The 24,315-nt window shown below is 71.9% G+C and carries 20 protein-coding genes; 8 read left to right on the top strand and 12 right to left on the bottom strand.

Annotated elements, in window-relative coordinates; genetic code table 11:
- Positions 1-14: 14 nt before the first annotated feature.
- Positions 15-1,592, bottom strand: coding sequence for a protein kinase domain-containing protein (locus tag AMK10_RS26750; RefSeq protein WP_073750571.1), 1,578 nt, complete (start codon positions 1,590-1,592; stop codon positions 15-17).
- A 294-nt stretch (positions 1,593-1,886) separates the two neighbouring features.
- On the opposite strand from AMK10_RS26750, the gene AMK10_RS26755 reads away from it, so the two are divergent.
- The 6 genes from AMK10_RS26755 (at position 1,887) to AMK10_RS26780 (ending at position 9,329) form a co-directional block, all read left to right on the top strand.
- Positions 1,887-3,500, top strand: a complete 1,614-nt coding sequence (locus tag AMK10_RS26755; RefSeq protein WP_073750573.1) for a protein kinase domain-containing protein — start codon at positions 1,887-1,889, stop codon at positions 3,498-3,500.
- A gap of 213 nt (positions 3,501-3,713) precedes the next feature.
- On the top strand, positions 3,714-4,217 hold the full coding sequence (locus tag AMK10_RS38265) for a hypothetical protein (RefSeq protein WP_241839689.1): 504 nt from the start codon (positions 3,714-3,716) through the stop codon (positions 4,215-4,217).
- Positions 4,218-4,299: 82 nt separating this feature from the next.
- A complete protein-coding gene (locus AMK10_RS26765) occupies positions 4,300-4,923 on the top strand; it encodes a PadR family transcriptional regulator (RefSeq protein ID WP_073750576.1) in 624 nt (207 codons plus the stop codon).
- Positions 4,924-4,996: 73 nt separating this feature from the next.
- Positions 4,997-5,764 carry an ABC transporter ATP-binding protein gene (locus AMK10_RS26770; RefSeq protein ID WP_073750578.1) on the top strand — a complete coding sequence of 256 codons (768 nt, stop codon included), beginning with the start codon at positions 4,997-4,999 and terminating at the stop codon, positions 5,762-5,764.
- Positions 5,761-8,619 carry an FtsX-like permease family protein gene (locus AMK10_RS26775; RefSeq protein WP_073750580.1) on the top strand — a complete coding sequence of 953 codons (2,859 nt, stop codon included), beginning with the start codon at positions 5,761-5,763 and terminating at the stop codon, positions 8,617-8,619. The genes AMK10_RS26770 and AMK10_RS26775 overlap by 4 nt, the downstream gene beginning before the upstream one ends.
- 161 nt (positions 8,620-8,780) lie before the next feature.
- Positions 8,781-9,329, top strand: a complete 549-nt coding sequence (locus AMK10_RS26780) for a bacterial proteasome activator family protein (protein ID WP_073750583.1) — start codon at positions 8,781-8,783, stop codon at positions 9,327-9,329.
- A 199-nt stretch (positions 9,330-9,528) separates the two neighbouring features.
- Here the strand turns inward: AMK10_RS26780 and AMK10_RS26785 are convergent, their stop codons facing one another.
- The 7 genes from AMK10_RS26785 to pdhA all read right to left on the bottom strand — a co-directional run bounded on the left by AMK10_RS26785 (position 9,529) and on the right by pdhA (position 18,230).
- Entirely contained in the window at positions 9,529-10,515 is a 987-nt protein-coding gene (locus AMK10_RS26785) for an NAD(P)H-quinone oxidoreductase (protein ID WP_073750585.1), read from the bottom strand.
- A 69-nt stretch (positions 10,516-10,584) separates the two neighbouring features.
- A complete protein-coding gene (locus AMK10_RS26790; RefSeq protein WP_073750587.1) occupies positions 10,585-11,727 on the bottom strand; it encodes a potassium channel family protein in 1,143 nt (380 codons plus the stop codon).
- Entirely contained in the window at positions 11,685-13,307 is a 1,623-nt protein-coding gene (locus AMK10_RS26795) for a molybdopterin molybdotransferase MoeA (protein ID WP_158070907.1), read from the bottom strand. The genes AMK10_RS26790 and AMK10_RS26795 overlap by 43 nt, the downstream gene beginning before the upstream one ends.
- A 263-nt stretch (positions 13,308-13,570) precedes the next feature.
- Positions 13,571-14,446 (bottom strand): NTP transferase domain-containing protein, encoded by an 876-nt coding sequence (locus tag AMK10_RS26800; RefSeq protein ID WP_073750589.1) that lies wholly within the window; start codon positions 14,444-14,446, stop codon positions 13,571-13,573.
- Positions 14,447-14,590: 144 nt separating this feature from the next.
- On the bottom strand, positions 14,591-16,039 hold the full coding sequence (locus AMK10_RS26805; RefSeq protein WP_073750591.1) for a dihydrolipoamide acetyltransferase family protein: 1,449 nt from the start codon (positions 16,037-16,039) through the stop codon (positions 14,591-14,593).
- On the bottom strand, positions 16,039-17,070 hold the full coding sequence (locus tag AMK10_RS26810) for an alpha-ketoacid dehydrogenase subunit beta (RefSeq protein WP_073750593.1): 1,032 nt from the start codon (positions 17,068-17,070) through the stop codon (positions 16,039-16,041). The genes AMK10_RS26805 and AMK10_RS26810 overlap by 1 nt, the downstream gene beginning before the upstream one ends.
- Positions 17,067-18,230: a pyruvate dehydrogenase (acetyl-transferring) E1 component subunit alpha gene (gene pdhA, locus AMK10_RS26815; RefSeq protein ID WP_073750595.1), complete on the bottom strand. Its 1,164-nt coding sequence runs from the start codon at positions 18,228-18,230 to the stop codon at positions 17,067-17,069. The genes AMK10_RS26810 and pdhA overlap by 4 nt, the downstream gene beginning before the upstream one ends.
- A gap of 210 nt (positions 18,231-18,440) precedes the next feature.
- Between pdhA and AMK10_RS26820 the strand changes: the two genes are divergently transcribed.
- A complete protein-coding gene (locus AMK10_RS26820; RefSeq protein WP_107428509.1) occupies positions 18,441-18,962 on the top strand; it encodes an Lrp/AsnC family transcriptional regulator in 522 nt (173 codons plus the stop codon).
- A 10-nt stretch (positions 18,963-18,972) separates the two neighbouring features.
- On the opposite strand, the gene AMK10_RS26825 is transcribed toward AMK10_RS26820, so the two are convergent.
- Entirely contained in the window at positions 18,973-19,563 is a 591-nt protein-coding gene (locus AMK10_RS26825; protein ID WP_073750599.1) for a TetR/AcrR family transcriptional regulator, read from the bottom strand.
- A 123-nt stretch (positions 19,564-19,686) separates the two neighbouring features.
- Between AMK10_RS26825 and paaN the strand changes: the two genes are divergently transcribed.
- Positions 19,687-21,387 (top strand): phenylacetic acid degradation protein PaaN, encoded by a 1,701-nt coding sequence (paaN, locus tag AMK10_RS26830; RefSeq protein ID WP_073750601.1) that lies wholly within the window; start codon positions 19,687-19,689, stop codon positions 21,385-21,387.
- 73 nt (positions 21,388-21,460) lie between these two features.
- Here paaN and AMK10_RS26835 read toward each other — a convergent pair whose 3' ends face one another.
- From AMK10_RS26835 to AMK10_RS26845, 3 genes are read right to left on the bottom strand one after another with little or no spacing between them, the layout of a single operon-like run.
- Positions 21,461-22,171, bottom strand: a complete 711-nt coding sequence (locus tag AMK10_RS26835) for a TrmH family RNA methyltransferase (protein ID WP_073750603.1) — start codon at positions 22,169-22,171, stop codon at positions 21,461-21,463.
- Positions 22,168-23,436, bottom strand: a complete 1,269-nt coding sequence (locus AMK10_RS26840; RefSeq protein WP_073750605.1) for an HTTM domain-containing protein — start codon at positions 23,434-23,436, stop codon at positions 22,168-22,170. Before AMK10_RS26840 ends, AMK10_RS26835 begins: the two co-directional genes overlap by 4 nt.
- The gene (locus AMK10_RS26845) at positions 23,433-24,311 is read right to left on the bottom strand and encodes a DUF5819 family protein (RefSeq protein ID WP_073751041.1); all 879 of its coding nucleotides are present in this window, start codon (positions 24,309-24,311) and stop codon (positions 23,433-23,435) included. The genes AMK10_RS26840 and AMK10_RS26845 overlap by 4 nt, the downstream gene beginning before the upstream one ends.
- Positions 24,312-24,315: the final 4 nt, after the last annotated feature.

The following is a 24,315-nucleotide window of genomic DNA, read 5'->3' on the forward strand; positions in this document are numbered from 1 at the left end:
GGTGAGGCCCCGGATCACCCGGCGGTCGTTCCCGCGGTGCCCGCGGCGCCCGCGGCCGCGCCTGCCGCTTCGCCCGCGGTGGCGCCGGTGGACGTCTCGGGATCGGTCGGCTCGTCGGTCGGCTCTCCGGTGGAGCCCTCGTCGCTGCCCTCGCTCGTGCCCTCGGACGTGCCGCCCGTGTCGGGAGCGGGCGCCGTGGTCTGCTCCGTCGGCTCCACCGTCGGCTGCGTCGGGTCGTCCGTCGGAGTGCGGGTCGGCTGCTCGGTGGGCCAGGTCTGACCGCCCGAGGAATCGTCCGGCTCCTCCGTCTCCTCCGTCTCGTCGTCCGTCGGCTCCGCCGAGGAAGGCGTCGGCGAGGGCGAGACCGAGGTGGTGGGCGCGGTCGGGGACTTCTTGCCGCCGTTGTCGTCGTTCGCCGCCTGCACGGCGAACGCCACACCGGCACCGATCGCGATCAGCGCGAGCAGCACGAACAGCCACATCTTGCCGCGCCCGCCGCCGTTGTGATGGCCACCGGCGTACGCCCCGTCGTCGGGGTTCATGGGCGGCAGGATCGGGCCCTGCGAGGTGTCCCCGTGCATCGGGCGCCCCATGGCCGCCGTACCGCCGCCGATGTTCATCGCCGCGGTGCGGTCGGCGCCGTGCGCGTCGACCGGGCCGGTGTTCCACGTGCCGGTGTGCCCGCCCTGGACCTGCAGCATCTGCAGGCTGTACTGGACGAGGCCGCGCATCTCCTCGGCGCTCTGGAACCGGTCGTCCGGGTCCTTCGCGAGGGAGCGCATGACCAGGCCGTCCAGCTCCGGCGGAACGGCCCCGGCCACCTCGGAGGGCGGGACGGGGATGTCCTGGACGTGCTGGTACACGACGGAGAGCGGGGTCTCTCCGGTGAACGGGGGCCGCAGGGCCAGGAGTTCGTAGAGCAGGCAGCCGGTGGCGTACAGGTCGGACCGGTGGTCGACCGCCTTGCCGAGCGCCTGTTCGGGGGAGAGGTACTGGGGCGTACCCATGACCATGCCGGTCTGGGTCATCGTCGACTGGGCGCCGTGGAGCGCACGGGCGATGCCGAAGTCCATGACCTTGACCGCGCCGGAGTGCGTGATGATCACGTTCGCCGGCTTGATGTCACGGTGCACGATGCCGTGCTGGTGGGAGTACGCCAGGGCCTCCAGGACGCCCGAGACGATGATCAGGGCCTGCTCGGGAGGCGGTGCCTCCGCCTCGAGCAGCAGGTCGCGGATGGTGTTGCCCTCGACGAGCTCCATCACGATGTAGGGCACGGTCGCCCCGCCCACGACGTCCTCACCGGAGTCGTACACGGCGACGATCGCGTGGTGGTTGAGCCCCGCGACCGACTGTGCCTCGCGCGTGAACCGGGCCTTGGAGACCGGGTCCTCCGCGAGGTCGGAGCGCAGCAGCTTCACCGCCACCGTGCGCCCCAGACGGACGTCCTCCGCCGCGTAGACCTCGGCCATGCCGCCGCGGCCCAGCCGGTGCGTCATGCGGTACCGGCCGTCTCCGACCACACCCCCGACGCCCCAGGAGTCGGTGCCATCCGAAACTCCGCCGCCGTTTGCTTCGGAATCGGGTGCCATCAGTCCTCGCCGTCGTATCTGTCCGCGCGTCCGCGGGTTCTCACGGTGCCTTGCTGCATTGCCACGTCACGCTACAGCCTCAGTGCGACACACCGGTTTTGAGAGTGACGGGCCATCCAACCGGCTCGCGCGCCGCTCGCGCAAATTCCATGCGCTTCCTGTAACGCTTCCGAGACGCTTCTTGTGCGTAGGGTCACGGAACGGGCACCCGGCTTGACGTGTCGTACCCCTCGGGCAGACTTGGCCCGTAACAGGGATGATCGCGTCCGGCGGGCGCCGAGGGGGATGCAAGTCATGAGCCACGACGGCGCACAGGGGCGCTACGCGGGCGGTTCCGTGGCCGGCGGCCGCTACCAGCTGCGCGACCTGCTCGGCGAGGGCGGGATGGCGTCCGTCTACCTCGCGTACGACACGGCCCTGGACCGGCAGGTCGCCATCAAGACGCTGCACACGGAGCTGGGGCGCGAGCAGTCCTTCCGCGAGCGCTTCCGGCGCGAGGCGCAGGCCGTCGCCAAGCTGCAGCACACCAACATCGTCTCGGTGTTCGACACGGGCGAGGACGAGCTCGGCGGCGCGCTGATGCCGTACATCGTCATGGAGTACGTCGAGGGGCAGCCCCTCGGCTCCGTGCTCCAGTCGGACATCCAGCAGTACGGCGCGATGCCGGCCGACAAGGCGCTCAAGGTGACGGCCGACGTGCTGGCCGCCCTGGAGACCAGCCACGAGATGGGCCTCGTCCACCGCGACATCAAGCCCGGCAACGTGATGATGACCAGGCGCGGAGTCGTCAAGGTCATGGACTTCGGCATCGCCCGCGCCATGCAGTCCGGCGTCACCTCGATGACCCAGACCGGCATGGTCGTCGGCACCCCGCAGTACCTCTCCCCCGAGCAGGCGCTCGGCCGCGGCGTCGACGCGCGCTCCGACCTGTACTCGGTCGGCATCATGCTCTTCCAGCTGCTCACGGGCCGCATCCCGTTCGACGCGGACTCGCCCCTCGCCATCGCGTACGCGCATGTGCAGGAGGAGCCGGTCGCCCCGTCCAGCATCAACCGCTCGATCACTCCCGCGATGGACGCCCTCGTCGCCCGCGCGCTCAAGAAGAACCCGAACGAGCGCTTTCCCAGCGCCGCGGCCATGCAGGACGAAATCGCCCGCGTGCTGAACGCGAGCGGTCCCGCGGGCGCCCCGGTGATCGTCGGCGGCGGCAGCCCGGCCAACAGCGGTTCGGGCGTCGGCTCGGCGGTCTTCCCGCCGGTCGACCAGGGCACTCCCGCCCCGCACAGCGTGCAGACGCCGTACCAGCCGCACCCTCACCAGCAGCCCGGCCCCTACGGCGTCCCGACCCCGGCCCCCACCCCGGGCTACGGCTACCCGCAGGCCCAGCCGTACGGGGCCCAGCCCCTGGCCCACCAGACCCCGCCTCCGTACACGATGTCCCCGCAGACCTCGGGCGGACAGGGCGGTGGCGGCTCGAAGCGGAACATGCCGGTCCTGGTGGGTGCGATCGTCGTCGCCCTGGTGGCCATCGGCGGCCTGGTCGCCTTCCTGAACATGGACGGCGACTCGGAGAACGGCAAGAACGACCCGGGCACCAGCGAGTCCGCCGTCGCCGGCGAGCACAAGCCCCCGGAGCGGAACCGCACGATGGACGAGGAGAAGTGCACGGACGCCACCGAGGACACGGACGACCCGGCCAAGGTCCAGGCGCCCAACTTCGTCTACAAGGACATCATCTCGGCGAAGTCCTGCGCCGCCGCGGCCGGCTGGACGGTCAAGGTCATCGAGGTGGAAGGCAACACCTACGCCGAGGACCAGGTCATCGACCAGTTCCCGACCGCGGGCACGGCCGTGGCCGAGCGGGGCGCCCACTTCGAACTGCGGATCGCGACCGGCGACCCTGCCTGACCGGCACCTCACCGGGCGGTGCCCTTCCTGCCGCCTGAGGGGTCGCGGTCGGTCAGGTCCGAGGGCGCCGGGGTCCAGTGCCTCCGGGTCCGGGGTCGGTGAGGTTTGGCGGTCGGCCGCGTCCGGGGATCGGTGAGGTCCGGGGGTCGGTGAGGTCCGGCGGTCGGCCGCGTCCGGGATGCTGGACAAATCGGGGCATGTGACCCTGATCTCATGCCTCCAGGACTCCCCGCCTCGCGGTCGTCACGGTGTGTGGTCTGCCTGGTGATGACGGCCGGGCTGGCGCTCGGGCCCGTCGCCTGGGCCCAAGGGGACGGCGCCGCCCTCTCCGCCCCTCCGGCGTACATGGCGTCAGCGAAGTCCCCCGGACCGCCCTCTCCCGGCACGAGCACCTCCGTAGGCACGTCCGAGTCCCCTCTGGCCGGCCGGCAGGCGGGCGAGGGCCGGGCGCGGCCGGGGCGGTCGCTGTCACCGCTGGAGCTCGCACAGTCCGAGGCCGCGGCCGACGAGGTGCCTCCCGAGGCGGATCCCCACGAGGTGCCCCCGTTCACGCCTCCGCCGGGCGCCTTCCCCGAGCCGGGCGAGACCGGGCGGCAGCGGCAGGCGCTGGACGAGCCCGTCGTACGGCAGGTCCGGGACGTGTCACTGGGCAGCGGAATCACCCTGGTCGGGCTGGGCCTGGCCTTCCTGGCGTTCCGCATGCGGCGCACCGACTGACCGGGTCTCCCCCCACCGCCCCTCATTCCGCCCGGGACGTGTGCGCTTGCCTGGAACAGCATACTGGGTATACATACTCAGTATGTCGATCCGCCACGGGCTGCTTGCCCTCCTGGAACGGGGGCCTCGGTACGGCTCCCAGCTCCGTACCGAATTCGAGTCCCGCACCGGTTCCACCTGGCCGCTGAACGTCGGCCAGGTCTACACGACGCTCAGCCGCCTCGAACGCGACGGGATGGTCGCCCAGGACGGCGAGGACGACGCGGGCCACGCTCTCTACGCGATCACCGACGACGGCCGCACCGAGCTGCGGAGCTGGTTCGAGACCCCGGTCGACCGCGACAGCCCGCCCCGCGACGAACTGGCGATCAAGCTCGCGATGGCGGTGGGGGCACCCGGGGTGGACATCCGTGCCGTCATCCAGTCCCAGCGGAGCCACACCCTCAAGGCGATGCAGGACTACACCCGGCTCAAGGCCCAGGCCCTCGCCGCCGTACCCGCCGACCGTGACGAGGTCGCCTGGCTGCTCGTGGTGGAGCAGCTGATCTTCCAGGCCGAGGCGGAGGCCCGCTGGCTGGACCACTGCGAGTCCCGCCTCGTCCGCCTCGCGGAGGCCGCGGCGACCGAACCCGCCGCCCGACCCGCCACAGCCACGGGCCGTGGCGCCTCGCGGTCCACCGCCTCGCGCCCTTCCGGCCGCCGCTGACCACCGGCGACGCGGGCCGCTCCGTGCCCGCGGCCTCTTTCCGTACACCGTTCTCAGGGGGGAACAGCTCACCATGTCACCGTCCGTCCCCGCTCCGTCGTCCGCCGGTCCCTCCGTGGACGCTCCCGTCCTGCGGCTGAGGGCCCTCACCCGCACGCACGGCTCCGGCATCGCCGAGGTGCACGCACTGCGCGGCATCGACCTGTCCGTCCGCACCGGTGAGCTCGTCGCCGTGATGGGCCCCTCGGGCTCCGGCAAGTCCACGCTGCTGAGCCTGGCGGGCGGCCTCGACACCGCGACCAGCGGCCAGGTCGTCATCGAGGGCCAGGACCTCTCCACGCTCGGTCCCAAGGGCATGGCACGCCTGCGCCGGCGCAGCGTCGGTTATGTCTTCCAGGACTACAACCTGATCCCCGCCCTCACCGCCGTGGAGAACATCGCCCTGCCGCGCGAACTCGACGGCGTCTCCGTACGCAAGGCGCGCAAGGAGGCCATGGAGTCGCTCGAGGAGATACACCTGGCGGAGGTCGCCGACCGCTTCCCCGACGAGATGTCCGGCGGCCAGCAGCAGCGCGTCGCCATCGCCCGCGCCCTTGTGGGCGACCGGCGCCTCGTGCTCGCCGACGAGCCGACCGGAGCGCTCGACTCGGAGACCGGCGAGCTCGTGCTCGCCCTGCTCCGCAACCGCTGCGACCAGGGCGCTGCCGGGGTGATGGTGACGCACGAGCCCCGGTACGCGGCCTGGGCGGACCGGGTGGTCTTCCTCCGGGACGGTGCGGTCGTGGACGAGACGGTGTCCACCGCCGCCGAGTCGCTGCTCGCCGCTGAAGGTGCCGAGTGAGCGTTCTCACCGGATGGCGCGCCGCGCTCCGGATCGCCCGGCGCGACGCCCTGCGGGCCAAGGGCCGCAGCGCGCTCGTCGTCTCGATGATCGCTCTGCCGGTCCTCGGTGTGACGGCCGCCGATGTGACGTACCGCAGCTCCACACCCACCGTCGCGGAGAACCTGACGGCCCGGATGGGGTCGGCGGACGCCGTGTTCAGTCCGGCGGGCATCGGGGACGTCCCCCTGGAGCAGATGCCCGACGCCAGCACCTGGGACACGCCCGACCGGGCGGCGGTCCCGGCCGAGGACGAGCGCACCCCCGTGGACGTACCGGCCACGTTCCCGAAGGGCTCGCGCCACCTCACCGAGCAGTCAGTTCCCGCCCTGGTCACCACCCGGCACGGGGTCGCCAGCACCGAGATCGTCGAGCTGCGCACCTCCGATCCGGCGCTCCGGGGCAGGATCGAACTGGTCGACGGGGCGTACCCGCACGGTGAGGGCGAGGTCGTCGCGACCGAGCACTTCCTGAAGTCCGCGGGACTCGAGGTGGGCTCCCGCACGACGCTGCGCGGCCCCGAGCAGACGTACACGATCACCGGCAGCGTCGAGCTGCCCGGGGACCTGGACAGGAGTGCGCTGTACGCCGATCCGGGCGCGGTACTCGCCCCGTGGAAGGCCGCGGCCGACCGTGACGAGAAGGTCGTCCCTCCCTACCCCGGCGACATGATCTGGCTCGTCCGGAGCCCCGCCGGTGCCGGCATCTCCTGGCCCGACGTGCTCCGGGCCAACGAGAAGGGCGTCCTGGTGCTCTCCCGCCAGGTCGCTCTCGACCCGCCGCCGGACTCCGAGGTCCCGCTGCTCGCGCACCAGGACATGTCCCTGCGTGAGGACTCGGCGGGGTTGAGCGCGGGGGTGGTGACCGTCGTCGCCATGGCCGTCCTGGAGATCGTCCTGCTGGCCGGTCCCGCGTTCGCGGTCGGCGCGCGCCGCTCGCGCAGGCAGCTCGGCCTCGTCGGCACCTGTGGCGGCGACAGGAGCCAGGTACGGGCCGTCGTGCTGTCGGGGGGCCTGGTCCTCGGCACTGTCGGAGCCGTGACCGGTGTCGTCGCGGGCATCGGCCTCACCGTCCTGTTCCGTCCGATGATCGAGGGGTGGACCGGCAGCCGCTTCGGGACGCTCGACATCCGCCCCCGGGAACTGCTGGGCATCGCCGTCATCGGCCTCGTCACCGGCGTCCTGGCCGCTCTGGCACCGGCGATCGTGGCCGGCCGGCAGTCGGTGCTCGAATCGCTCACGGGCCGCCGTGGCACCCGCCGGAGCTCGCGCGTCCTGCCCGTCGTGGGCTGCGTGGCCCTCACGGGCGGCGTGGCGGTCGCCGTGTTCGGCGGCACCAACGGTGACACGGCGCTGATCGCCGGTGGCTCCATCGTCGCCGAGCTCGGGGTGCTCGCCTGCATCCCCGTGATCATCGGCTTCCTCGGACGGCTGGGTGCCCGGCTGCCGCTCTCCCCGCGCATGGCACTGCGCGACGCCGCACGGAACCGAGGGCGTACGGCGCCCGCGGTCGCCGCCGTCATGGCGGCCGTGGCGGGCACCATCGCCATCTCCACGTACACGGCCAGCGTCGAGGCCGAGCACGTCTACGACCATCTGCAGCCGCTCACTCCGGGCACGGTGGCCCTCGTGACCTCCGAGCCGGCCGGCGTCGACCAGCTCCCCCTCGCCAGGGTCGCCGCGGAACGGAATCTCGCCGTCACGGGCGGTCGCGCGGACATCGGGCGGGTCTGGGCGGGATCCGACTGCGCGGTCTACTACGAGGAGGAGAACGGCTGCGGCACCCTCGAACTGGTCAAGCCCACCGGCAAGGGCCACAGCTGCCCGCTCCAGGGGGCGGGTGCCGGAAAGCTCGCCGAGAGCCTCTCCGCCGAGGAGCACAAGAAGCTGATGCACTCCCCCGCCTGCGTCGACGAGTACGTGACCGCCCAGGCACTCACCACCGGTGACAGCAACATCGCCGTGGGGGATGCCGCACTCCTCAGGTCGTACGTGAAGCTCGACGACCCGGCGGCGGCCGAGGCCCTGGAGGCCGGAACTCCCGTCCTGCTCAACTCCGCGTACGCGAAGGACGGCGAGGTCACGCTCAAGGCCGTGCACACGTACAACGAGCGCGACAAGGAGAACCGCGCGCTCCATCCGGGCGCTGCCGAGACCACCACCGACCGGCTGAAGGTCTACGTCGCGCCCGCGGAGTACGCGTCCACGCCCGGGATCCGCATGATCCTGCCGCAGCGGACGGCGGACCGGCTCGGACTCCGCACCGCGCCGTACGGGACGGTCTACACCGTCGCGCACACGCCGACGGATGCCGAGCAGCAGGCGGTGTCTGCCGCGTTCACCCAGGCGGGGAACGGGGTCTACCTCCAGGCGGAGAGCCCGGCCGAGCGGCGCGACGAGGAGGTGATCCTGCTGATCCTCGCCCTGTTCGCGGGTGTCGTCACCCTGGGCGCCGCGGCCATCACCACCGGTCTCGCCAAGGCCGACGCGGAGGCCGACCTCACCACGCTCAGCGCGGTGGGGGCACCTCCCGGGGTGCGGCGCTCGCTCTCCGGGTTCCAGTGCCTGGTCGTCGCGCTCACCGGCGTGCTGCTCGGCACGGCAACCGGGATCGTGCCCGCGGTGGCCCTGCGCCTGGTCGACCTGCGTGAGGCCATGGCCTCCATGCGGGAGCAGCCCATGGACTCCGCGTACACGCCGATCATGCTGCCGTGGGGAACCATCGGGCTGCTGGCTCTGGTCGTACCGGTGATGGCCGGGCTGCTGGCCGCCGCGTTCGCCGGGTCCCGGTCGGCGCTGACGCGGCGGGCCGGGTGACGGACGCCGGCCCGGCCCTGAGGCGGCGCGCCGGGTGACGGATGCCCGCCACCGACCGGTCCATGGCGCCGTCCGGCGCGCTCGGTGCCCCCGGAAACGGGTGATCAACCCTTTCCGGGGGCACACCATGGAGTGAGGCCGGTGTGCGAGACAATGGCGTCATGGAGATGCCGAGGAATGAACGGTCGCAGGAGCACCCCCAAGTCCTCGTAGTGGGGCAGGACGGAATGGCCATCGGCGGCGGTGGCGGTGACGACGAGTCGCGCGAGGTCCCGGTGACGGAAATGGTCGAGCAGCCCGCGAAGGTCATGCGGATCGGCAGCATGATCAAGCAGCTTCTGGAGGAGGTCAGGGCGGCTCCTCTCGACGAGGCGAGCCGGGTCAGGCTGAAGGAGATCCACGCGAGCTCGGTCAAGGAGCTGGAGGACGGCCTGGCGCCGGAGCTCGTGGAGGAGCTGGAGCGGCTGTCCCTGCCCTTCACCGAGGAATCCGTTCCCTCCGAGGCCGAGTTGCGGATCGCGCAGGCTCAGCTGGTCGGCTGGCTCGAAGGACTCTTCCACGGCATTCAGACGGCACTCTTCGCCCAGCAGATGGCGGCCCGTGCACAGCTGGAGCAGATGCGCCGCGCCCTGCCTCCTGGCGTCGGCCATGAGGACGAGGAAGGCGCCGTCGATCCGCACGGACCGGCGCGCTCCGGCCCGTATCTGTAGGACCGAGCCGGCCTGCGCCCCTCCGTGGGTCCGAGCCGACCTGGGACGTCCACCGCAGTCACACCACGGGGCCCGGCACACATCGCGTGTGCCGGGCCCCGGTGTCCTTGAGGCCCGGTGTCCTTGAGGCGCCGTGTCCGCGGTGGTGGCGTCGGGCCTGGTGCGGTCCGGCCGGGGCTTTGTGCGACCCGGCCGGGCCTCAGGCCTTCGGCGCGATGAGGAGGATCTTGCCGATGTGGCTGCTGGACTCCATCACCCGGTGGGCCTCCGACGCCTCCGCCATCGGCATCGTGCGGTCCACGATCGGCCGGACGACGCCCTCGGCGATCAGCGGCCAGACGTGCTCACGCACCGCCGCGATGATCGCGGCCTTCTCCGCGAGCGGGCGGGCGCGCAGCGAGGTGGCCGTGACCGCGGCCCGCTTGCTCAGCAGGGCGCTCAGATTCAGCTCGCCCTTCGCCCCGCCCTGGAGACCGATGATCGCCAGACGGCCGTTCACGGCCAGCGCCCGCACGTTCCGGTCCAGATACTTCGCCCCGACGATGTCGAGGATGACGTCCGCCCCGGCGCCGTCCGTCGCCTGGCGCAGCTCCTCGACGAAGTCCTGCTCGCGGTAGTCGATGAGGATGTCGGCTCCGAGCTCCTGACAGCGCGCCAGCTTCTCGGGGCCGCCCGCCGTCACGGCGACGCGCGCGCCGACGGCCTTGGCCAGCTGAATCGCCATCGTGCCGATCCCGCTGGAACCGCCGTGGATCAGCACGGTCTCGCCAGGGCGCAGATGGGCGACCATGAAGACGTTCGACCAGACCGTCGCGGCCACCTCGGGCAGTGCGGCGGCGTCCGGCAGGTCCACTCCGTCGGGCACGGGGAGCAGCTGCCCGGCCGGCACGGCGACCTTCTCCGCGTATCCGCCACCCGCGAGCAGTCCGCACACCTCGTCGCCCACGGACCACCCGGTCACCCCCGGACCGAGCGCGGCGATCCGGCCCGCGCACTCCAGCCCCGGGTAGGGGGAGGCGCCGGCCGGAGGGTTGTAGAAGCCCTGCCGCTGAAGGACGTCGGCACGGTTGACCGCGCTGGACACGACCTCGACGAGGACTTCGCCCTCGCCTGGTACGGGATCGGGGACCTCGGCCCATACGAGCGCTTCGGGGCCGCCTGGTTCGGGGATCGTGATCGCATACATGGCGGCGAGGCTACTCCGTGCGGGCTCCCGGAAGAGGACTGACCTGCCTGCGCCGCGTACCGCCTGAACCTATGGGCGCTGGTTGGGATGCTGATGAGGAGGCAGCGGAGACGTATGCAGCGGTGAGGCACGCACGATCGTGATCACCCGGTCCGTCAGCTGCAAGGGGCTGGCCGCCGGATCGTCGTAACCGAGCAGCCGGTGACCGCGCAGAACACTGACCACCAGGTCGTCGGTCTCCCGGACGTTCTTGCCCACCTCGGCCTTTATCACCGGCCGTTCGACGAGGTCGAGCCCGCTGCCCTGCTGGATGAGGTCCTCCATCACCGTACCCGCGCTGGGGCTGAGGACGGAGAGGCCCAGCAGACGCCCGGCCGCGCTCGCGCTGGTGATCACGGCGTCGGCGCCGGACTGCCGCAGCAGAGGCGCGTTCTCCTCCTCGCGTACCGCTGCCACGATCTTCGCGCCTCGGTTGAGCTGACGCGCGGTCAGGGCGACCAGCACGGCGGTGTCGTCGCGCTGGGTGGCGATGATGATCTGACGGGCCTTCTGGACCTCGGCCCTCAACAGCACATCACTGCGCGTCGCATCGCCCAGTACACCCACGAAGCCTTCGGCGTTGGCCGCCTCGATCACCTTGCCCGCCGGGTCGACGATGACGATCTGTTCCTTCTTCAGACCGGTGGCACAGAGCGTCTGGATCGCCGAACGGCCCTTCGTGCCGAAGCCGACGACAACGGTGTGTTCACGCAAGTTGGTTCTCCAACGGTTCAGCCGGAAGTCCTCACGAGTCCGTTCCGTAAGGACTTCGAGGGTGGTGCCGACCAGGATGATCAGGAAGAGCACACGCAGCGGCGTCACCAGCACCACGTTGACGAGCCGCGCCGGGTCGCTGTACGGGACGATGTCGCCGTAACCCGTCGTCGACAGCGTCACGGTCGCGTAGTAGACGGCGTCGAGGAAGTCGACCTTTCCGTCGGCGTTGTCGTGGTACCCGCCCCGGTCGGCCCAGACGATGAAGACCGTCGTGGCCAGGACAGTGAGAGCCATCGCCAGCCGCTTGGCCACCTGCCGCAGCGGTCTGTCGACGACCCTGCGAGGCAGCAGCACCCGCGTGGGAACGACATGTTCGTCCGCACGCCTGGCCATCGCATCGTGGCCGGGAAGTTTCACGTGAAACACCCTTCCGTCCACGGCGTCGCCGAGGCCCACGGTAGATCGAGGATCTCCACCTCGGTGCCGGACCGTACCCCGCCGGGCGGCACCACGGCCAGCCCGTCAGCGGCAGCGATCCCGCGGAGCATGGCAGGCCCGTTGTAATGCAAGGGCACGACCCTGTCGTCACGGTGGACCACAGGGACGAGTCGGGTGTCGTGCGGGTGTCCGTGCACCTCGTCGTCGACGGGCGCACGATACGGATCCTGGGCGGACCGGCCCGCGATCCCCCGGAGCAGGGGCTCCGCCAACGTGAGCAGCCCGGACACCGCGGCGAGCGGGTTGCCGGGCAGTCCCACCAGGCAGGGGCCGCCCTCGGCGAGCCTTGCGAGAAGCATCGGGTGACCGGGGCGCACGGCCACTCCGTCCACCAGTAGTTCGGCCCCGATCTCGGCCAGGACCGGGTGGACATGGTCGACCGGTCCGGCGGCGGTCCCGCCCGTGGTGAGGATCAGGTCGGCGTCGGAGGAGGTGAGGGCGCGGCGGAGAGCGCCTGCATCGTCACCGAGGCGCTGGGGCTCGGCGACGTCCGCGCCGAGGGCGCGGAGCCAGGGCCCCAGCATGGGGCCGAGCGCGTCCCGGATCAGCCCTTCGCTCGGCAGGCCTGCGGTGAGCAGCTCATCACCGAGTACGAAGATGTCCACGCGCGGACGGGGTACGGCGACAAGGGCGTCGTACCCGGCGGCGGCTGCCAGACCGAGGACAGGCGGGGTCACCACCGTCCCCACCGGCAGGAGCTCGTCGCCGGAACGGCATTCCTGGCCCCGGGGCCGGATGTCCTGCCCCGGTACGACGTCGCGCGTCGCGTGCAGCAGTCCTTTGGCCTCGTCGAATCGCGCGTGCTCGCTACGGATCACGGCGGTCGCGTCCGCCGGAATGCGTGCGCCTGTGGCGATCCGCAGCGCTTCCCCGTCCGGGAGCGGTTCGGTGGCCGCGCGACCGGCGAGCAGCCCTTCGACTTCCCTCACGGTCCAGGGACCCGGCCCCGCGACGACCCAGCCGTCCATGGCCGAGGTGTCGAAGGACGGCAGATCGGTGAGCGCGACAACCGCCTCGGCCAGGACATGCCCGAGGGCCCGGTCCAGGGGGAGCCGGTGCGCGGCCAGGGGGGCAGCACGGCCGAGACGCTCCGCGAGAGCTCGCGCGCGGTCCCAGGGAGTGGCCTCGGACCGGTGGGCGTGCGCGGATCGGGTCGGATGGTTGACGGGCGCGGATCGGTGGGCGGCCGCGGACGGCAACTCCTGGTGAGCCGACGAGGCCGTACCGGCGCCGGGGGCGCCTGCGGACGGGAGGCCCGGGACGCCGGGGGCACCTGCGGGCGGGAGGCCCGGGACGCCGGAGGACGGTGTGTCGGCGGAAAGGGCGCCGGACGCCGGGCCGCTTCGGTTCGGGGTGCCGGCGGACGGGGCACCGGTTGCCGAGCTGCTTCGGTTCGGGACGCCGGAGGACGCGGCGTCTCGGTTCGGGGTACCGGGGGCCGGGCCGGCTCCGGTGGAGGCGGCCGAACCAACCGGGGGCCCCGAGGCGGCCGAGGCGAGCGGGGCATGCGAGGCGCTCGGGACCCGCCCCAGGTGCATGCCCGGTTCCGAGGATGTCGGCGAAGGCCCCGGCCCCACGTCGCCGGGACGTTCCACCGGCCCCACGTCGCCGGGACGTTCCCCCGGTCCCGCGTGGCCGGGACGGTCCGGGGCCGGACGGGCCGCACGTGGCTGACGCCCGACCAGCGCCAGCGCCTGCTGGACCGCCCGCTCCTCCTCTGCCGCACGTTCGGCCTCGGCAGCCCTGGCCGCTTCCGCCGCCCTGGCAGCCTCCGCCGCCCGGGCCTCGCCGCCGTGCCCCGTCATGGCGTGCCGGGCCCGTTTTCCGCGCCCGTCTCCTCCTCCCACCGGAGCGCAAGGGCGGTGGCCTTGCGGGATGCCTCCGCCACCGCTTCGGCTGCGGCCTCCGGGCTCTTGCCGCTGCTCGCCAACCCCGCCGCGTACCCCACCAGGAAGGTGGTCAGCGGGGCGGCGGGCCGGGCGACGCCGTGGGCGGCATCACGGGCCAGATCGAGCAGGACGCCGGTGTCGACGTCGAGTTCGATGCCCAGTTCGGTCTTGACTGTGGTGATCCATTCGTCCAGCACGGTCCCATGCTCCCTGATCCTCGCCCTGGCGGCACCAATGTCTTCCCAGGTGTCGCAGTCGAACGAAGCCAGCGGACCGGCCTCCACCCGCGCCAGGTCCAGCTCGGCCGTGAGCAGTCGCAGCGGGAGTCCGGCCAGGCCGCCGTGCTCGGTGGCGAGAAGGGCGAGCTCACGGCGCAGCGGCTCGGCCCGGTAGACCGCGACCAACGGCTGGTCCCGGCCGTCCGGGTCCGTGCACAGGGCGCCTTCACGGCCCGGTGTTCCCGCGGCTTCCAGCAACGAGCGGACGGTCGGCTCCCCCAGGAACGGCAGATCCGCGGACAGCACCAGAACGCTGTCCTCGGACGAGTGCCGGACCCCCGCACCGAGCGCGGCCAACGGACCGCCGCCTTCCGGCACTTCCCGTGTCCAGGTGACCGGACGCGTGGTGGGCCTGCGCCCGCCCACCACGACGGTGGACGAGGCGTCGGCACATACGGCGAGCACCCGGTCGAGCAGCGCGCGGCCGCCCACACGGAGCCCCGGCTTGTCGGCTCCCCCGAGGCGCTTCGCGGCCCCGCCGGCAAGAACGATGGCGTCATAGGCGGTCATGCCCCGAGTATGCGGGCCGCCCGTTCACGACGGCCCCCTCGGGACCGAACTCACAGAAGCCACCGGGCCGAGGCCGCCCCGGCACTCACAGCAGCCCACCGGGCCGGGGCGCCCCCGGCCCGTCGCCGCGACAGAAGTCCTTCGCTACAGGGTGCGCAACAGCACGGCGGGCTGTTCCACGCAGTCGGCGACGTAGCGCAGGAAGCCACCCGCGGTGCCGCCGTCACAGACCCGGTGATCGAAGGTCAGCGAGAGCTGCACGACCTGGCGGACCGCCAGCTCACCTCCGTGCACCCAGGGCTTGGGCACGATCCGCCCCACCCCGAGCATCGCGGCTTCCGGGTGGTTGATGATCGGGGTCGAGCCGTCGACACCGAACACACCGTAGTTGTTGAGCGTGAACGTCCCTCCGGTCAGCTGCGCAGGCGTCAGCCTCCCGTCCCGGGCCGCCTCGGTCAGCAGGGCGATCTCCGCGCCGATCGACTCGGCGTTCCTCGTATGCGCGTCCCGCACGACCGGGACGACCAGCCCTCGGTCCGTCTGGGCGGCGAAGCCCAGATGCACCCCGGACAACCGCACGATCTCCCGCGCCTCGGAGTCGACCCGCGAGTTGAGCTCGGGGAACCGGGCCAGCGCCGCCGTGCAGATGCGGGCCAGCAGGGCGAGCACCGACACCTTCGGCCCTGCGGCCGAACCGTCGGCGCCGTTCATCGCGGCCCGCGCCGCCATCAGCTCGGTGGCATCGGCGTCGACCCAGCACGTGGCCTCGGGAATCTCCCGTCGGCTGCGCGCCAGCTTCTCGGCGACAGCCCCCCGCACCCCGCGCAGCGGGATGCGCTCGTCCGCCGTGTCCGGCACCTGCCGGGCCCCTGCCGCGGCGTCGGTGCGCTCCTCCTCCGTGACCCTGATCGCGGACTCCACGTCCGTACGCAGGATGAGCCCGTCCCGCCCCGTGCCCGCGATCTGCTGGAGATCGAGGCCGTGCCGACGCGCCAGCTTCCGTACCAGTGGGGAGATGACGGCCACGGGACCCGGCGCCCGCACCGCACCGGGAGCCGGAACGGCGACCGGAGCCGTGGCGGGGGACTGCGTCGAGGCAGGCCTGACCCGCCGGCGCCGCACGGCCGGTGCACCTGTTCCATAGCCGACCAGCACATTGCCGGACGCCTCGCTCTCGTCACCCGCGCCCGAGCCGGAGCCCGATCCGGTGCCCGGGTCCGAGCCGGAGCCCGCGCCCGAGCCGGTGCCCGGGTCCGAGCCGGAGCGAGCGCCGCCCGAGGGCTCTCGGGAAGCCGTGTGCCCCGACGCCGGCTTCCCCGGACCGGCCGACCCCGACCCGGTCGATTCCGAGCCCACCGCCACCGTCAGCAGCGGTGCCCCGACCGGCAGTTCCGCGCCCTCTTCACCGAATCTGGCCGTCACCACGCCCCCGTACGGGCATGGCACCTCCACCATGGCCTTGGCCGTCTCGACCTCGACGACCGGCTGGTCGATGGCGACGACGTCGCCGACCTCCACCAGCCAGCGCACGATCTCGGCCTCGGTCAGTCCCTCGCCCAGGTCGGGCAGCTTGAATTCGAGCACCTGCGCCATCAGCTCTCGGCCTCCCACTGAAGACGGGCGACCGCGTCGAGCACCCGGTCCACACCCGGCAGATGGTGCCGCTCCTGCATCGGCGGCGGATAGGGGATGTCGAACCCGGCGACGCGCAGGACCGGCGCCTCCAGATGATGGAAGCACCGCTCGGTGACCCTCGCCGCGATCTCGCCGCCCGGACCTCCGAAGCCGGACGACTCATGGACGACCACCGCGCGTCCCGTCCGCCGGACGGACGCGGCGACGGTCTCGTCGTCGAAGGGCACCAGCGACCGCAGATCGACCACCTCGAGGTCCCAGCCCTCGGCGGTCGCCGCCTCCGCGGCTTCCAGACAGACCGGGAGAGAAGGGCCGTAGGTGATCAGGGTCGCGCTGCGCCCGGGGCGCCGGACGACGGCCCGCCCGATCGGCTCGACCGCGGCCGGCGCGTCCGGCGACCAGGCCGCCTTCGACCAGTAGAGCCTCTTCGGCTCCAGGAAGACCACCGGATCGTCGGAGGCGATCGACTCCCTCAGCAGCCCGTAGGCGTCCTCGACGGTGGCCGGCATGACGACGTGCAGGCCGGGCGTCGCCATGTAGTACGCCTCGGAGGAGTCGCTGTGGTGCTCGACCCCGCCGATCCCGCCGCCGTACGGCACCCGCACCGTGATCGGCAGCGGCATGGCGCCGCCCGTCCGGTTGCGCATCTTGGCGACATGGCTGACCAGCTGTTCGAACGCCGGATACGCGAAGGCGTCGAACTGCATCTCCACCACCGGCCGCAGCCCGTACATCGCCATGCCCACGGCCGCGCCCAGGATTCCCGCCTCGGCCAGGGGAGTGTCCGTGCAGCGCTCGTCGCCGAACTCCTTCGCCAGGCCGTCGGTGACCCGGAAGACCCCGCCGAGGGTTCCTACGTCCTCACCGAGGACGTGCACCGCAGGGTCCTCCGCCATGGCGTCGCGCATCGCCCGCCCGAGGGCCTGCGCCATCGTGGCCGGTTTCGCCCGGCCGGTCTGCTCGCCCGCCGTCGCCGCAACGGTGGTCATCGCCCGCCCTCCGCGCCGCTCTCGTCGTGTGTGCCGTGCTCGGCGTCCAGCTCGGCGCGCAGCCGCGCGGCCTGCTCACGCAGCTGCCCGGTCTGCTCCCCGTAGACATGGGTGAACAGATCCATCGGGTCGAGCACCGGATCTGCGTTCATCTGCTCGCGCAGGCCCGCGGCCATCCGCTCCGCCGCCTCCCGCACTCTCTCGATGCCGTCCTCGTCCAGCAGCCCGCGCCCGGTCAGCTCTCGTTCGAGAAGCACGATCGGGTCGTGCGCGCGCCACGCCTCCACCTCGCTGTCGCCGCGGTACCGGGTGGCGTCGTCGGCGTTCGTATGGGCGTCCATGCGATACGTGACCGCCTCGACCAGCGTCGGCCCCTGACCCCGCCTGGCCCGTGCCACCGCTTCTCCCAGGACCTGGTGCATCGCGGCGGCGTCATTGCCGTCGACCAGCCGACCAGGCATCCCGTAACCCACGGCCTTGTGGGCGAGGGAGGGCGCCGCCGTCTGCTTGGCCAGGGGTACGGAGATCGCGAAGCCGTTGTTCTGCACGAGGAAGACGACCGGGGCCTTCCACACGGCCGCGAAATTCAGGGCCTCGTGGAAATCGCCCTCGCTCGTCCCGCCGTCGCCGACCATCGCGAGCGCCACCACGTCGTCGCCCTTCAGCCGCGCCGCGTGGGCCAGCCCCACGGCGTGCGGCAGCTGGGTGGCCAGCGGGGTGCAGAGCGGGGCGATGCGGTGCTCACGCGGGTCGTAACCGGTGTGCCGGTCCCCGCGCAGCAGGGTCAGCGCCTCGACCGGGTCCAGGCCGCGGGCCACCGCCGCGAGGGTGTCCCTGTAGCTCGGGAAGAGCCAGTCACGCTCCTCCAGCACCATGGCGGCCGCGATCTCGCAGGCCTCCTGGCCGGTGCTCGACGGATACACCGCGAGCCTGCCCTGCTTGGTGAGTGCGGTGGCCTGCGCGTTGTACCTGCGGCCGCGCACCAGCTCGGCATGGAGCCGCAGCAGCAGCTCGGGATCGGCGCCGGCCGCGGCGTCCGTACCGAGCACTCGGTACGGCTCGGGGTCCGGGAGCAGCGGCGCGGGGTCGGTGAGCGGCTTCCAGGCCGGGGGCGGCGTGGGCCGGTAGGCGGCTGCGCCGGGCAGCTCTTGGACCGTCATGACAAGCACCTCCTGGCATCGGGATAGATCGAGGGGTGTCGAAATCTGTGTGGATGTCCGGGCGTGAGCGGGCACCGGTGTGGTGTGCCTCACCTACCGATTGTTCGGTCGCGAGCGCAATTTGGCTACAGGCACCTTCAGCCTGTGGACAAACGGTTCTCCACAGCCTGGGATAGAGGCAGGTCGTCCACAACAGGGAGGCGCGGGCAGATGGCAGCTGAACAAATGGCCGACCGGGGCGGGGACCCCGGCCGCACCCCGCCCGCCCGCCCGCTGGACTCCACCGACCGCGCCATCCTGCGCATCCTCCAGACGGACGGCCGCGCCTCGATACGGTCCGTCGCCGAACGGGTCCATGTGTCACGGGCCAACGCGTACGCCCGGATCAACCGGCTCGTCGAGGACGGCGTCATCCGCGGCTTCAGCGCCCGCGTGAACCACGAGCGCGCGGGAGAGGCGGCCTCCGCCTACATCACCCTGAAAATCGTCCAGAACTCCTGGCGCACCGTGCGCGAGGAGCTCCAGGCCCTGCCGGGAGCCACCCACATCGCGCTGGTCAGCGGTGACTTCGACGTACTGCTCCTCGTGCACACCCCCGACAACCAGGCGCTGCGCGAGCTGGTCCTGACCCGGATCCAGGCCATACCGGAGGTGCTCTCCACCCGCACCCTGCTGGTGTTCGAGGAAACCGATCTCGGCCCTCGCCCGGACCGCCCGGCCGAGCTCGCCTAGGGCCTCCGGATCAGCCGGCCCGCATCCCCTCGAAGGCGAGCTGGACGACCGTGTCCGCCAGCTGATCGGCCTCCGGCGACCCGTCCGGCTGCGGGCGGTACCACTCGACCAGCGAATTCACCATGCCGAAGAGCAGCCGGGTGGCCAGCCGTATGTCCACGTCGGCGCGCAGGTCCCCCTCCGCCACGGCGGCCTTGAGCAGGTCGGACACCCGCTGGTCGAACTCACGCCGCCGCTCCAGCGCCCAGCGCTCCGTCTTCGTGTTGCCGCGCACGCGCAGAAGCAGCGTGACGTACGGAAGCTCCTCCATCAGCACCTCGACCGTGCGGCGCGTGACGTACTCGACCCGGGCGATCGCCCGTCCCTGTATCGCCCCCGTCTCGTCGAGGATGCCGAACAGTCCCTCGATCGCCCGGCTCACGGCACGCTCGAGCAGCTCCTCCTTGCCCGCCACATGGTGGTAGATGGAGGACTTGGAAATGCCCGCCGCCTTGGAGAGATGCTCCATGGAGGTGCCGTCGTAGCCGCGCTCGTTGAAGACACGGACGGCAACGGTGAGCAGTGTCTCCGGGGTGTACGTGTCCCGCTTGGCCGTGGTCATGACCGCGATCCTCCCCCATGAGTTGTCCACAGGTTCTTTGGGGCCCCTTGTCCCGACCGATCGTTCGGTTACTCTAACTCCGTCCGCACATCCCTGCCCGGCTCAACGAGGAGTTGGTCCGTCATGGCCGCCGAGCTTTCCGCCGAGAAGCTGTCTCAGACCCACCGCACGACGCTCGACCAGGCCCTCGACGCGATCCGCACGCGCGCCTACTGGTCCCCGCACCCCGAGCACCCGAAGGCCTACGGCGAGGGCGGCCTGCCCGGCAGCCTCGGTGCGGCGGAGGGCAAGGCCGCCTTCGACGCCGTGCTCGGCACCCGGCTGGATCTCGGTCAGCCCGGCACCGACGGCTGGACCGGCGGCGAGGTCTCGCCGTACGGGCCGGAGCTCGGCGTCGAGTATCCCCACGCCGACCCGGACGTCCTGCTCCCCGCGATGAGTGCGGGCATGGGCTCCTGGCGTGCGGCGGGGCCGGAGACGAGGGCCCTGGTCTGTCTGGAGATCCTCGCCCGGATCAGCGCCCGTACGCACGAGCTGGCCCACGCGGTGATGCACACGAGCGGGCAGGCGTTCGTGATGGCGTTCCAGGCGGGCGGCCCGCACGCCCAGGACCGCGGCCTGGAAGCGGTGGCGTACGCGTACGAGGAGCAGACGCGCACACCTCGTACCGCCGACTGGTCCAAGCCCCAGGGCAAGCGCGATCCGCTCCAGCTGCACAAGTCGTACACGGCGGCCGGGCGCGGCATCTCGCTGCTGATCGGCTGCAACACCTTCCCCACGTGGAACGGCTATCCGGGGCTCTTCGCCTCCCTGGCCACCGGCAACCCGGTCCTGGTCAAGCCGCACCCGCGGGCGATCCTGCCGCTGGCTCTCACCGTTCAGCTGGCGCGCGAGGTGCTGGCCGAGGCGGGCTTCGACCCGAATCTGATCGCGCTCGCGGCCGAGCGGCCCGGCGAGGGCATCGCCAAGACCCTCGCGGTGCGGCCCGAGATCAAGATCATCGACTACACCGGCTCCACCGCCTTCGGCGACTGGCTGGAGGCCAACGCCCGCCAGGCCCAGGTCTACACGGAGAAGGCCGGCGTCAACACGATCGTCCTCGACTCCACCGACGACTACCGGGGCATGCTCTCCAACCTGGCCTTCTCACTCTCCCTCTACAGCGGCCAGATGTGCACCACCCCGCAGAATCTTCTGATCCCGCGTGACGGCATCACGACCGACGCGGGCCCCAGGTCCTACGAGGAGGTGGCGGCCGACATCGCCGACGCGGTGAACGGGCTGCTCGGGGACGACGCCCGGGCCAACGGACTGCTCGGCGCCCTGGTGAACCCTGATGTGAAGGCCCGTCTGGAAGGAGCCGCGGCCCTGGGAGACGTCGCCCTCGCCTCACGTCCGGTGACCAACCCCGACTTCCCCGACGCCGTCGTTCGTACGCCTCTCCTCGTCAAGCTGGACGGCGCCAAGCCCGACGAGGGGGCGGCCTACCTCTCGGAGTGCTTCGGCCCGGTCGCGTTCGCGGTCGCCGTCGACTCGACCGCCGATGCCCTGGACCTGCTCCGCCGCACGATCCGGGAGAAGGGCGCGATGACCGTCGGCGCGTACACCACCTCACCCGATGTGGAGCGCGCGGTGGAGGACGTCTGCTTCGACGAATCGGCTCAGCTCTCGCTGAATCTCACCGGCGGCGTGTACGTCAACCAGACGGCGGCCTTCTCCGACTTCCACGGCTCGGGCGGCAACCCCGCGGCCAACGCGGCACTCTGCGACGGGGCCTTCGTGTCCAACCGCTTCCGTGTGGTGGAGGTGCGGCGCCAGGCCTGAGCAGGGATCCGGGCGGTGACCCGCCACGGCGCCCGGTGGAGCGGGATCCGCTCCACCGGGCACGGGTCCCCCGTCATCCGCCCCGGGGATCCGGGATGTCCGCGTACCGCTGCACCCAGGCGTGCATGGCGATGGCGGCTGCCGCACCCGCGTTGATCGACCGCGTCGAGCCGAACTGCGCGATCGAGCAGACCATCGACGCGTGCTCACGGGCCTCCTCCGTCAGTCCGGGGCCCTCCTGCCCGAACAGCAGGACGCAGCGGCGCGGCAGCTCCGTGCGCTCCAGCGGAACGGCGCCCGGAAGGTTGTCGATACCGATGATCGGCAGCCCCTCGGCTTCCGCCCAGGCCGTCAGGTCCGCCGTGTCGGGGTGGTGCCGGACATGCTGGTAGCGGTCGGTGACCATGGCCCCCCGCCGGTTCCAGCGGCGCCGCCCGACGATGTGGATCTCCTTGGCGAGGAAGGCGTTGGCCGTCCGCACCACCGAGCCGATGTTGAAGTCGTGGCCCCAGTTCTCCACCGCCACATGGAAGTCGTGGCGCCGGAGATCGAGGTCGGCGACGATGGCCTCGCGCGTCCAGTAGCGGTAGGCGTCGCCCACATTGCGCCGGTCGCCCCCGGCGAGGAGCTCGGGGTCGTAGCGCTCGCCTTCGGGCCAGGGCAGCGGGTGCGGCCCGACGCCGATCGGTTCGCCGTACCCCTCGTCGTACTGGACGGGTTCCGCGGACGGATCGGGCACCGCTGCCGCCGGGGGCTCTTCTGTACTGCCGGTCTCGCTGGTCACCCGACGAGCGTATGGCCACCGCCACCGTCGCCGCGCGGGGCCTCCTCCTCGTCCGACCCCGCCCGCTGTCCGGGTACCCGCGGCCTGTCTGCCACCCGCCGGAACAGGCGTTGCCGGGCGAGCGTCGTCCTGCGTCCCAGCCACACCAGGAAAACCGTCGGCAGGAAGACGGCGTCCGCGGCGATCATCGCCATCGAGAAGAAGGGCAGCCCCAGCAGGACGGCGATCCCGAGGTGCTCACCGATCATGAGGACGAGCAGGACGTTCTTGACCCGCCGGTTGAACAGCGTGAAGGGGAAGGCGACCTGCACGATGACCGTGGCGTACGTCAGCACCATGACCGCGAGGGCGCTGGAGGCGACGAGGCCGGACAGCCCGGGCCACGGCGTGAAGTAGTCCAGCTTGAGCGGGTAGTAGAGCGCGGTGCCGTCCTGCCAGCGGGAGCCCTGGATCTTGTACCAGCCGGCGGTCGCGTAGATGAGACAGACCTCGGCCATGATCACGAGGAGCGCGGCGTTGTGGGCGAGGTTGGCCACGACGTCGAGGAGGGCGAGCGGCTCGCGGTCCGGGGCGTAGCGGTTCAGCGCCCACCAGGCACCGTTCCCCAGCCACAGCGCCCACAGCAGGGACGGAAGCCACCATGTGCCGCCGAGGCCGCCCATCAGCGTGGCCGGAAGCAGGACGGACCCCAGCACAACCCAGAGGACCGGGCCCGCGACGTCACGGGCCGGCGACCCGCCCTCCGCGAACCGCAGGGCGTCGCGGCGCGCACGGCGCGCGTCCAGGGACCAGACCCGCGCGCAGCGCGTCAGCATCAGATAGACGGCCATCAGATGGATGACGTTGTCGCCGCCGTCGCCCATGAAGATGCTGCGGTTCTGCAGGGAGAGCACCCCCGCCATGAACAGCACGGAGGTGGCGCGGGTGCGCCAGCCGACCATCAGCAGCGCGGCCGAGACCAGCGTCAGCGCGTACACGCACTCGAACCAGAAAGCGCCGTCCGACCACATCAGGGCGGTGAAGGAGTCGTTGTTGCTGATGAGACGGCGCGCCATGTCCCAGCGCCACGGGCCGTCGGGGCCGTAGAGCTCGTGCCGGTGCGGCAGCTCGCGCAGGAGGAACAGCAGATACGTGGCAGCGACACCGATCCGGACGACGGCGCTCTGATGGGTGCCGAGGGGCGATGCGGTGACGCGCTGGATGGCGCCGGCGAGCGAACGCTCGACCGGCCGTCCCCCGTGCCGGAACTGCGCGGGTGTGCTCACTTCTCCGCCTCCCCGCCCGGTGACTCCGAGGACCCGTCCGCTCCGGCCGTCTCCGGAAGATCGGACGGGGTGATGGTCCACCACGGCAGGACCCGGTAGTCCGGCCGGGTGCTGATCTTCTCGTCGCTCCACGGGGGAGCACCGACCGACCGTGTGGCGGACCGCACCTGAATGCGCTGGACCGTGCCGCCGTAGTCACGTTCGGCGAGGCGCAGCATGACGATGCGGCGGATGTACGTCTCGGAGAGCTCCCCGCGCAGGCCGTTGGGACGGTTCTCGCTGTCGTGGGACCCGGTGTAGAAGTCCCAGGCACGCCGCAGTTCGTTCTGGTCGACGTGGCTGGGGAGGAGGTTGCCCCGTATCTCGTCGCCGTCCTGCCGCGAGAGGTTGATCCAGCGCGTGGTGTCGCGGCCGTCGGCGCCGAAGACCTCGGCCCGTACCTGCACGGAGATGTTCTGCTGGAGCGGATTGGGAGCGAAGAGCTTCCAGTTCTGCTCGAACTCGGGGTAGACCCAGTCGTCCACCACCTCGCCGTGCTGCTTCGTCAGCGTGTTGGACGGCGCGACGTGCAGAAAGATCATGGCCAGATGTCCACAGGCCACCAGCCCTATGACGGACAGCGCGAGCGCGGCGACGACCTGGTACGGGAGCGAGAGCGCGGCTATTCCGCCGCCCGGACGCGGTCCGGGAGGACCGGTCACTTCGGCGGCAGGCGGGGGCGGCGCCGCCGCGGTGAACGGCTCCTGCGAGTACGACCCGTCCGGTATCCCCGCAGGTACGGCGTCCTCGTCCTGACCGGCGGGCGGGCGGCTCGTCAGGTCGGGCCAGGCGCGTTTCTTCTCGTTCCCGGTGCGCCCACCGCGGTCCGCATCCATCCCG

The sequence above is a fragment of the Streptomyces sp. CB02058 genome (assembly GCF_001905505.1).
Lineage (GTDB): Bacteria > Actinomycetota > Actinomycetes > Streptomycetales > Streptomycetaceae > Streptomyces.

Coding starts and splice junctions, on each gene's coding strand:
- AMK10_RS26750 (WP_073750571.1), bottom strand. CDS start 1,592: ATGGCACCCGATTCCGAAGCAAACGGCGGCGGAGTTTCGGATGGCACC.
- AMK10_RS26755 (WP_073750573.1), top strand. CDS start 1,887: ATGAGCCACGACGGCGCACAGGGGCGCTACGCGGGCGGTTCCGTGGCC.
- AMK10_RS38265 (WP_241839689.1), top strand. CDS start 3,714: ATGCCTCCAGGACTCCCCGCCTCGCGGTCGTCACGGTGTGTGGTCTGC.
- AMK10_RS26765 (WP_073750576.1), top strand. CDS start 4,300: ATGTCGATCCGCCACGGGCTGCTTGCCCTCCTGGAACGGGGGCCTCGG.
- AMK10_RS26770 (WP_073750578.1), top strand. CDS start 4,997: ATGTCACCGTCCGTCCCCGCTCCGTCGTCCGCCGGTCCCTCCGTGGAC.
- AMK10_RS26780 (WP_073750583.1), top strand. CDS start 8,781: ATGGAGATGCCGAGGAATGAACGGTCGCAGGAGCACCCCCAAGTCCTC.
- AMK10_RS26785 (WP_073750585.1), bottom strand. CDS start 10,515: ATGTATGCGATCACGATCCCCGAACCAGGCGGCCCCGAAGCGCTCGTA.
- AMK10_RS26795 (WP_158070907.1), bottom strand. CDS start 13,307: ATGCACCTGGGGCGGGTCCCGAGCGCCTCGCATGCCCCGCTCGCCTCG.
- AMK10_RS26800 (WP_073750589.1), bottom strand. CDS start 14,446: ATGACCGCCTATGACGCCATCGTTCTTGCCGGCGGGGCCGCGAAGCGC.
- AMK10_RS26805 (WP_073750591.1), bottom strand. CDS start 16,039: ATGGCGCAGGTGCTCGAATTCAAGCTGCCCGACCTGGGCGAGGGACTG.
- AMK10_RS26810 (WP_073750593.1), bottom strand. CDS start 17,070: ATGACCACCGTTGCGGCGACGGCGGGCGAGCAGACCGGCCGGGCGAAA.
- pdhA (WP_073750595.1), bottom strand. CDS start 18,230: ATGACGGTCCAAGAGCTGCCCGGCGCAGCCGCCTACCGGCCCACGCCG.
- AMK10_RS26820 (WP_107428509.1), top strand. CDS start 18,441: ATGGCAGCTGAACAAATGGCCGACCGGGGCGGGGACCCCGGCCGCACC.
- AMK10_RS26825 (WP_073750599.1), bottom strand. CDS start 19,563: ATGACCACGGCCAAGCGGGACACGTACACCCCGGAGACACTGCTCACC.
- paaN (WP_073750601.1), top strand. CDS start 19,687: ATGGCCGCCGAGCTTTCCGCCGAGAAGCTGTCTCAGACCCACCGCACG.
- AMK10_RS26845 (WP_073751041.1), bottom strand. CDS start 24,311: ATGGATGCGGACCGCGGTGGGCGCACCGGGAACGAGAAGAAACGCGCC.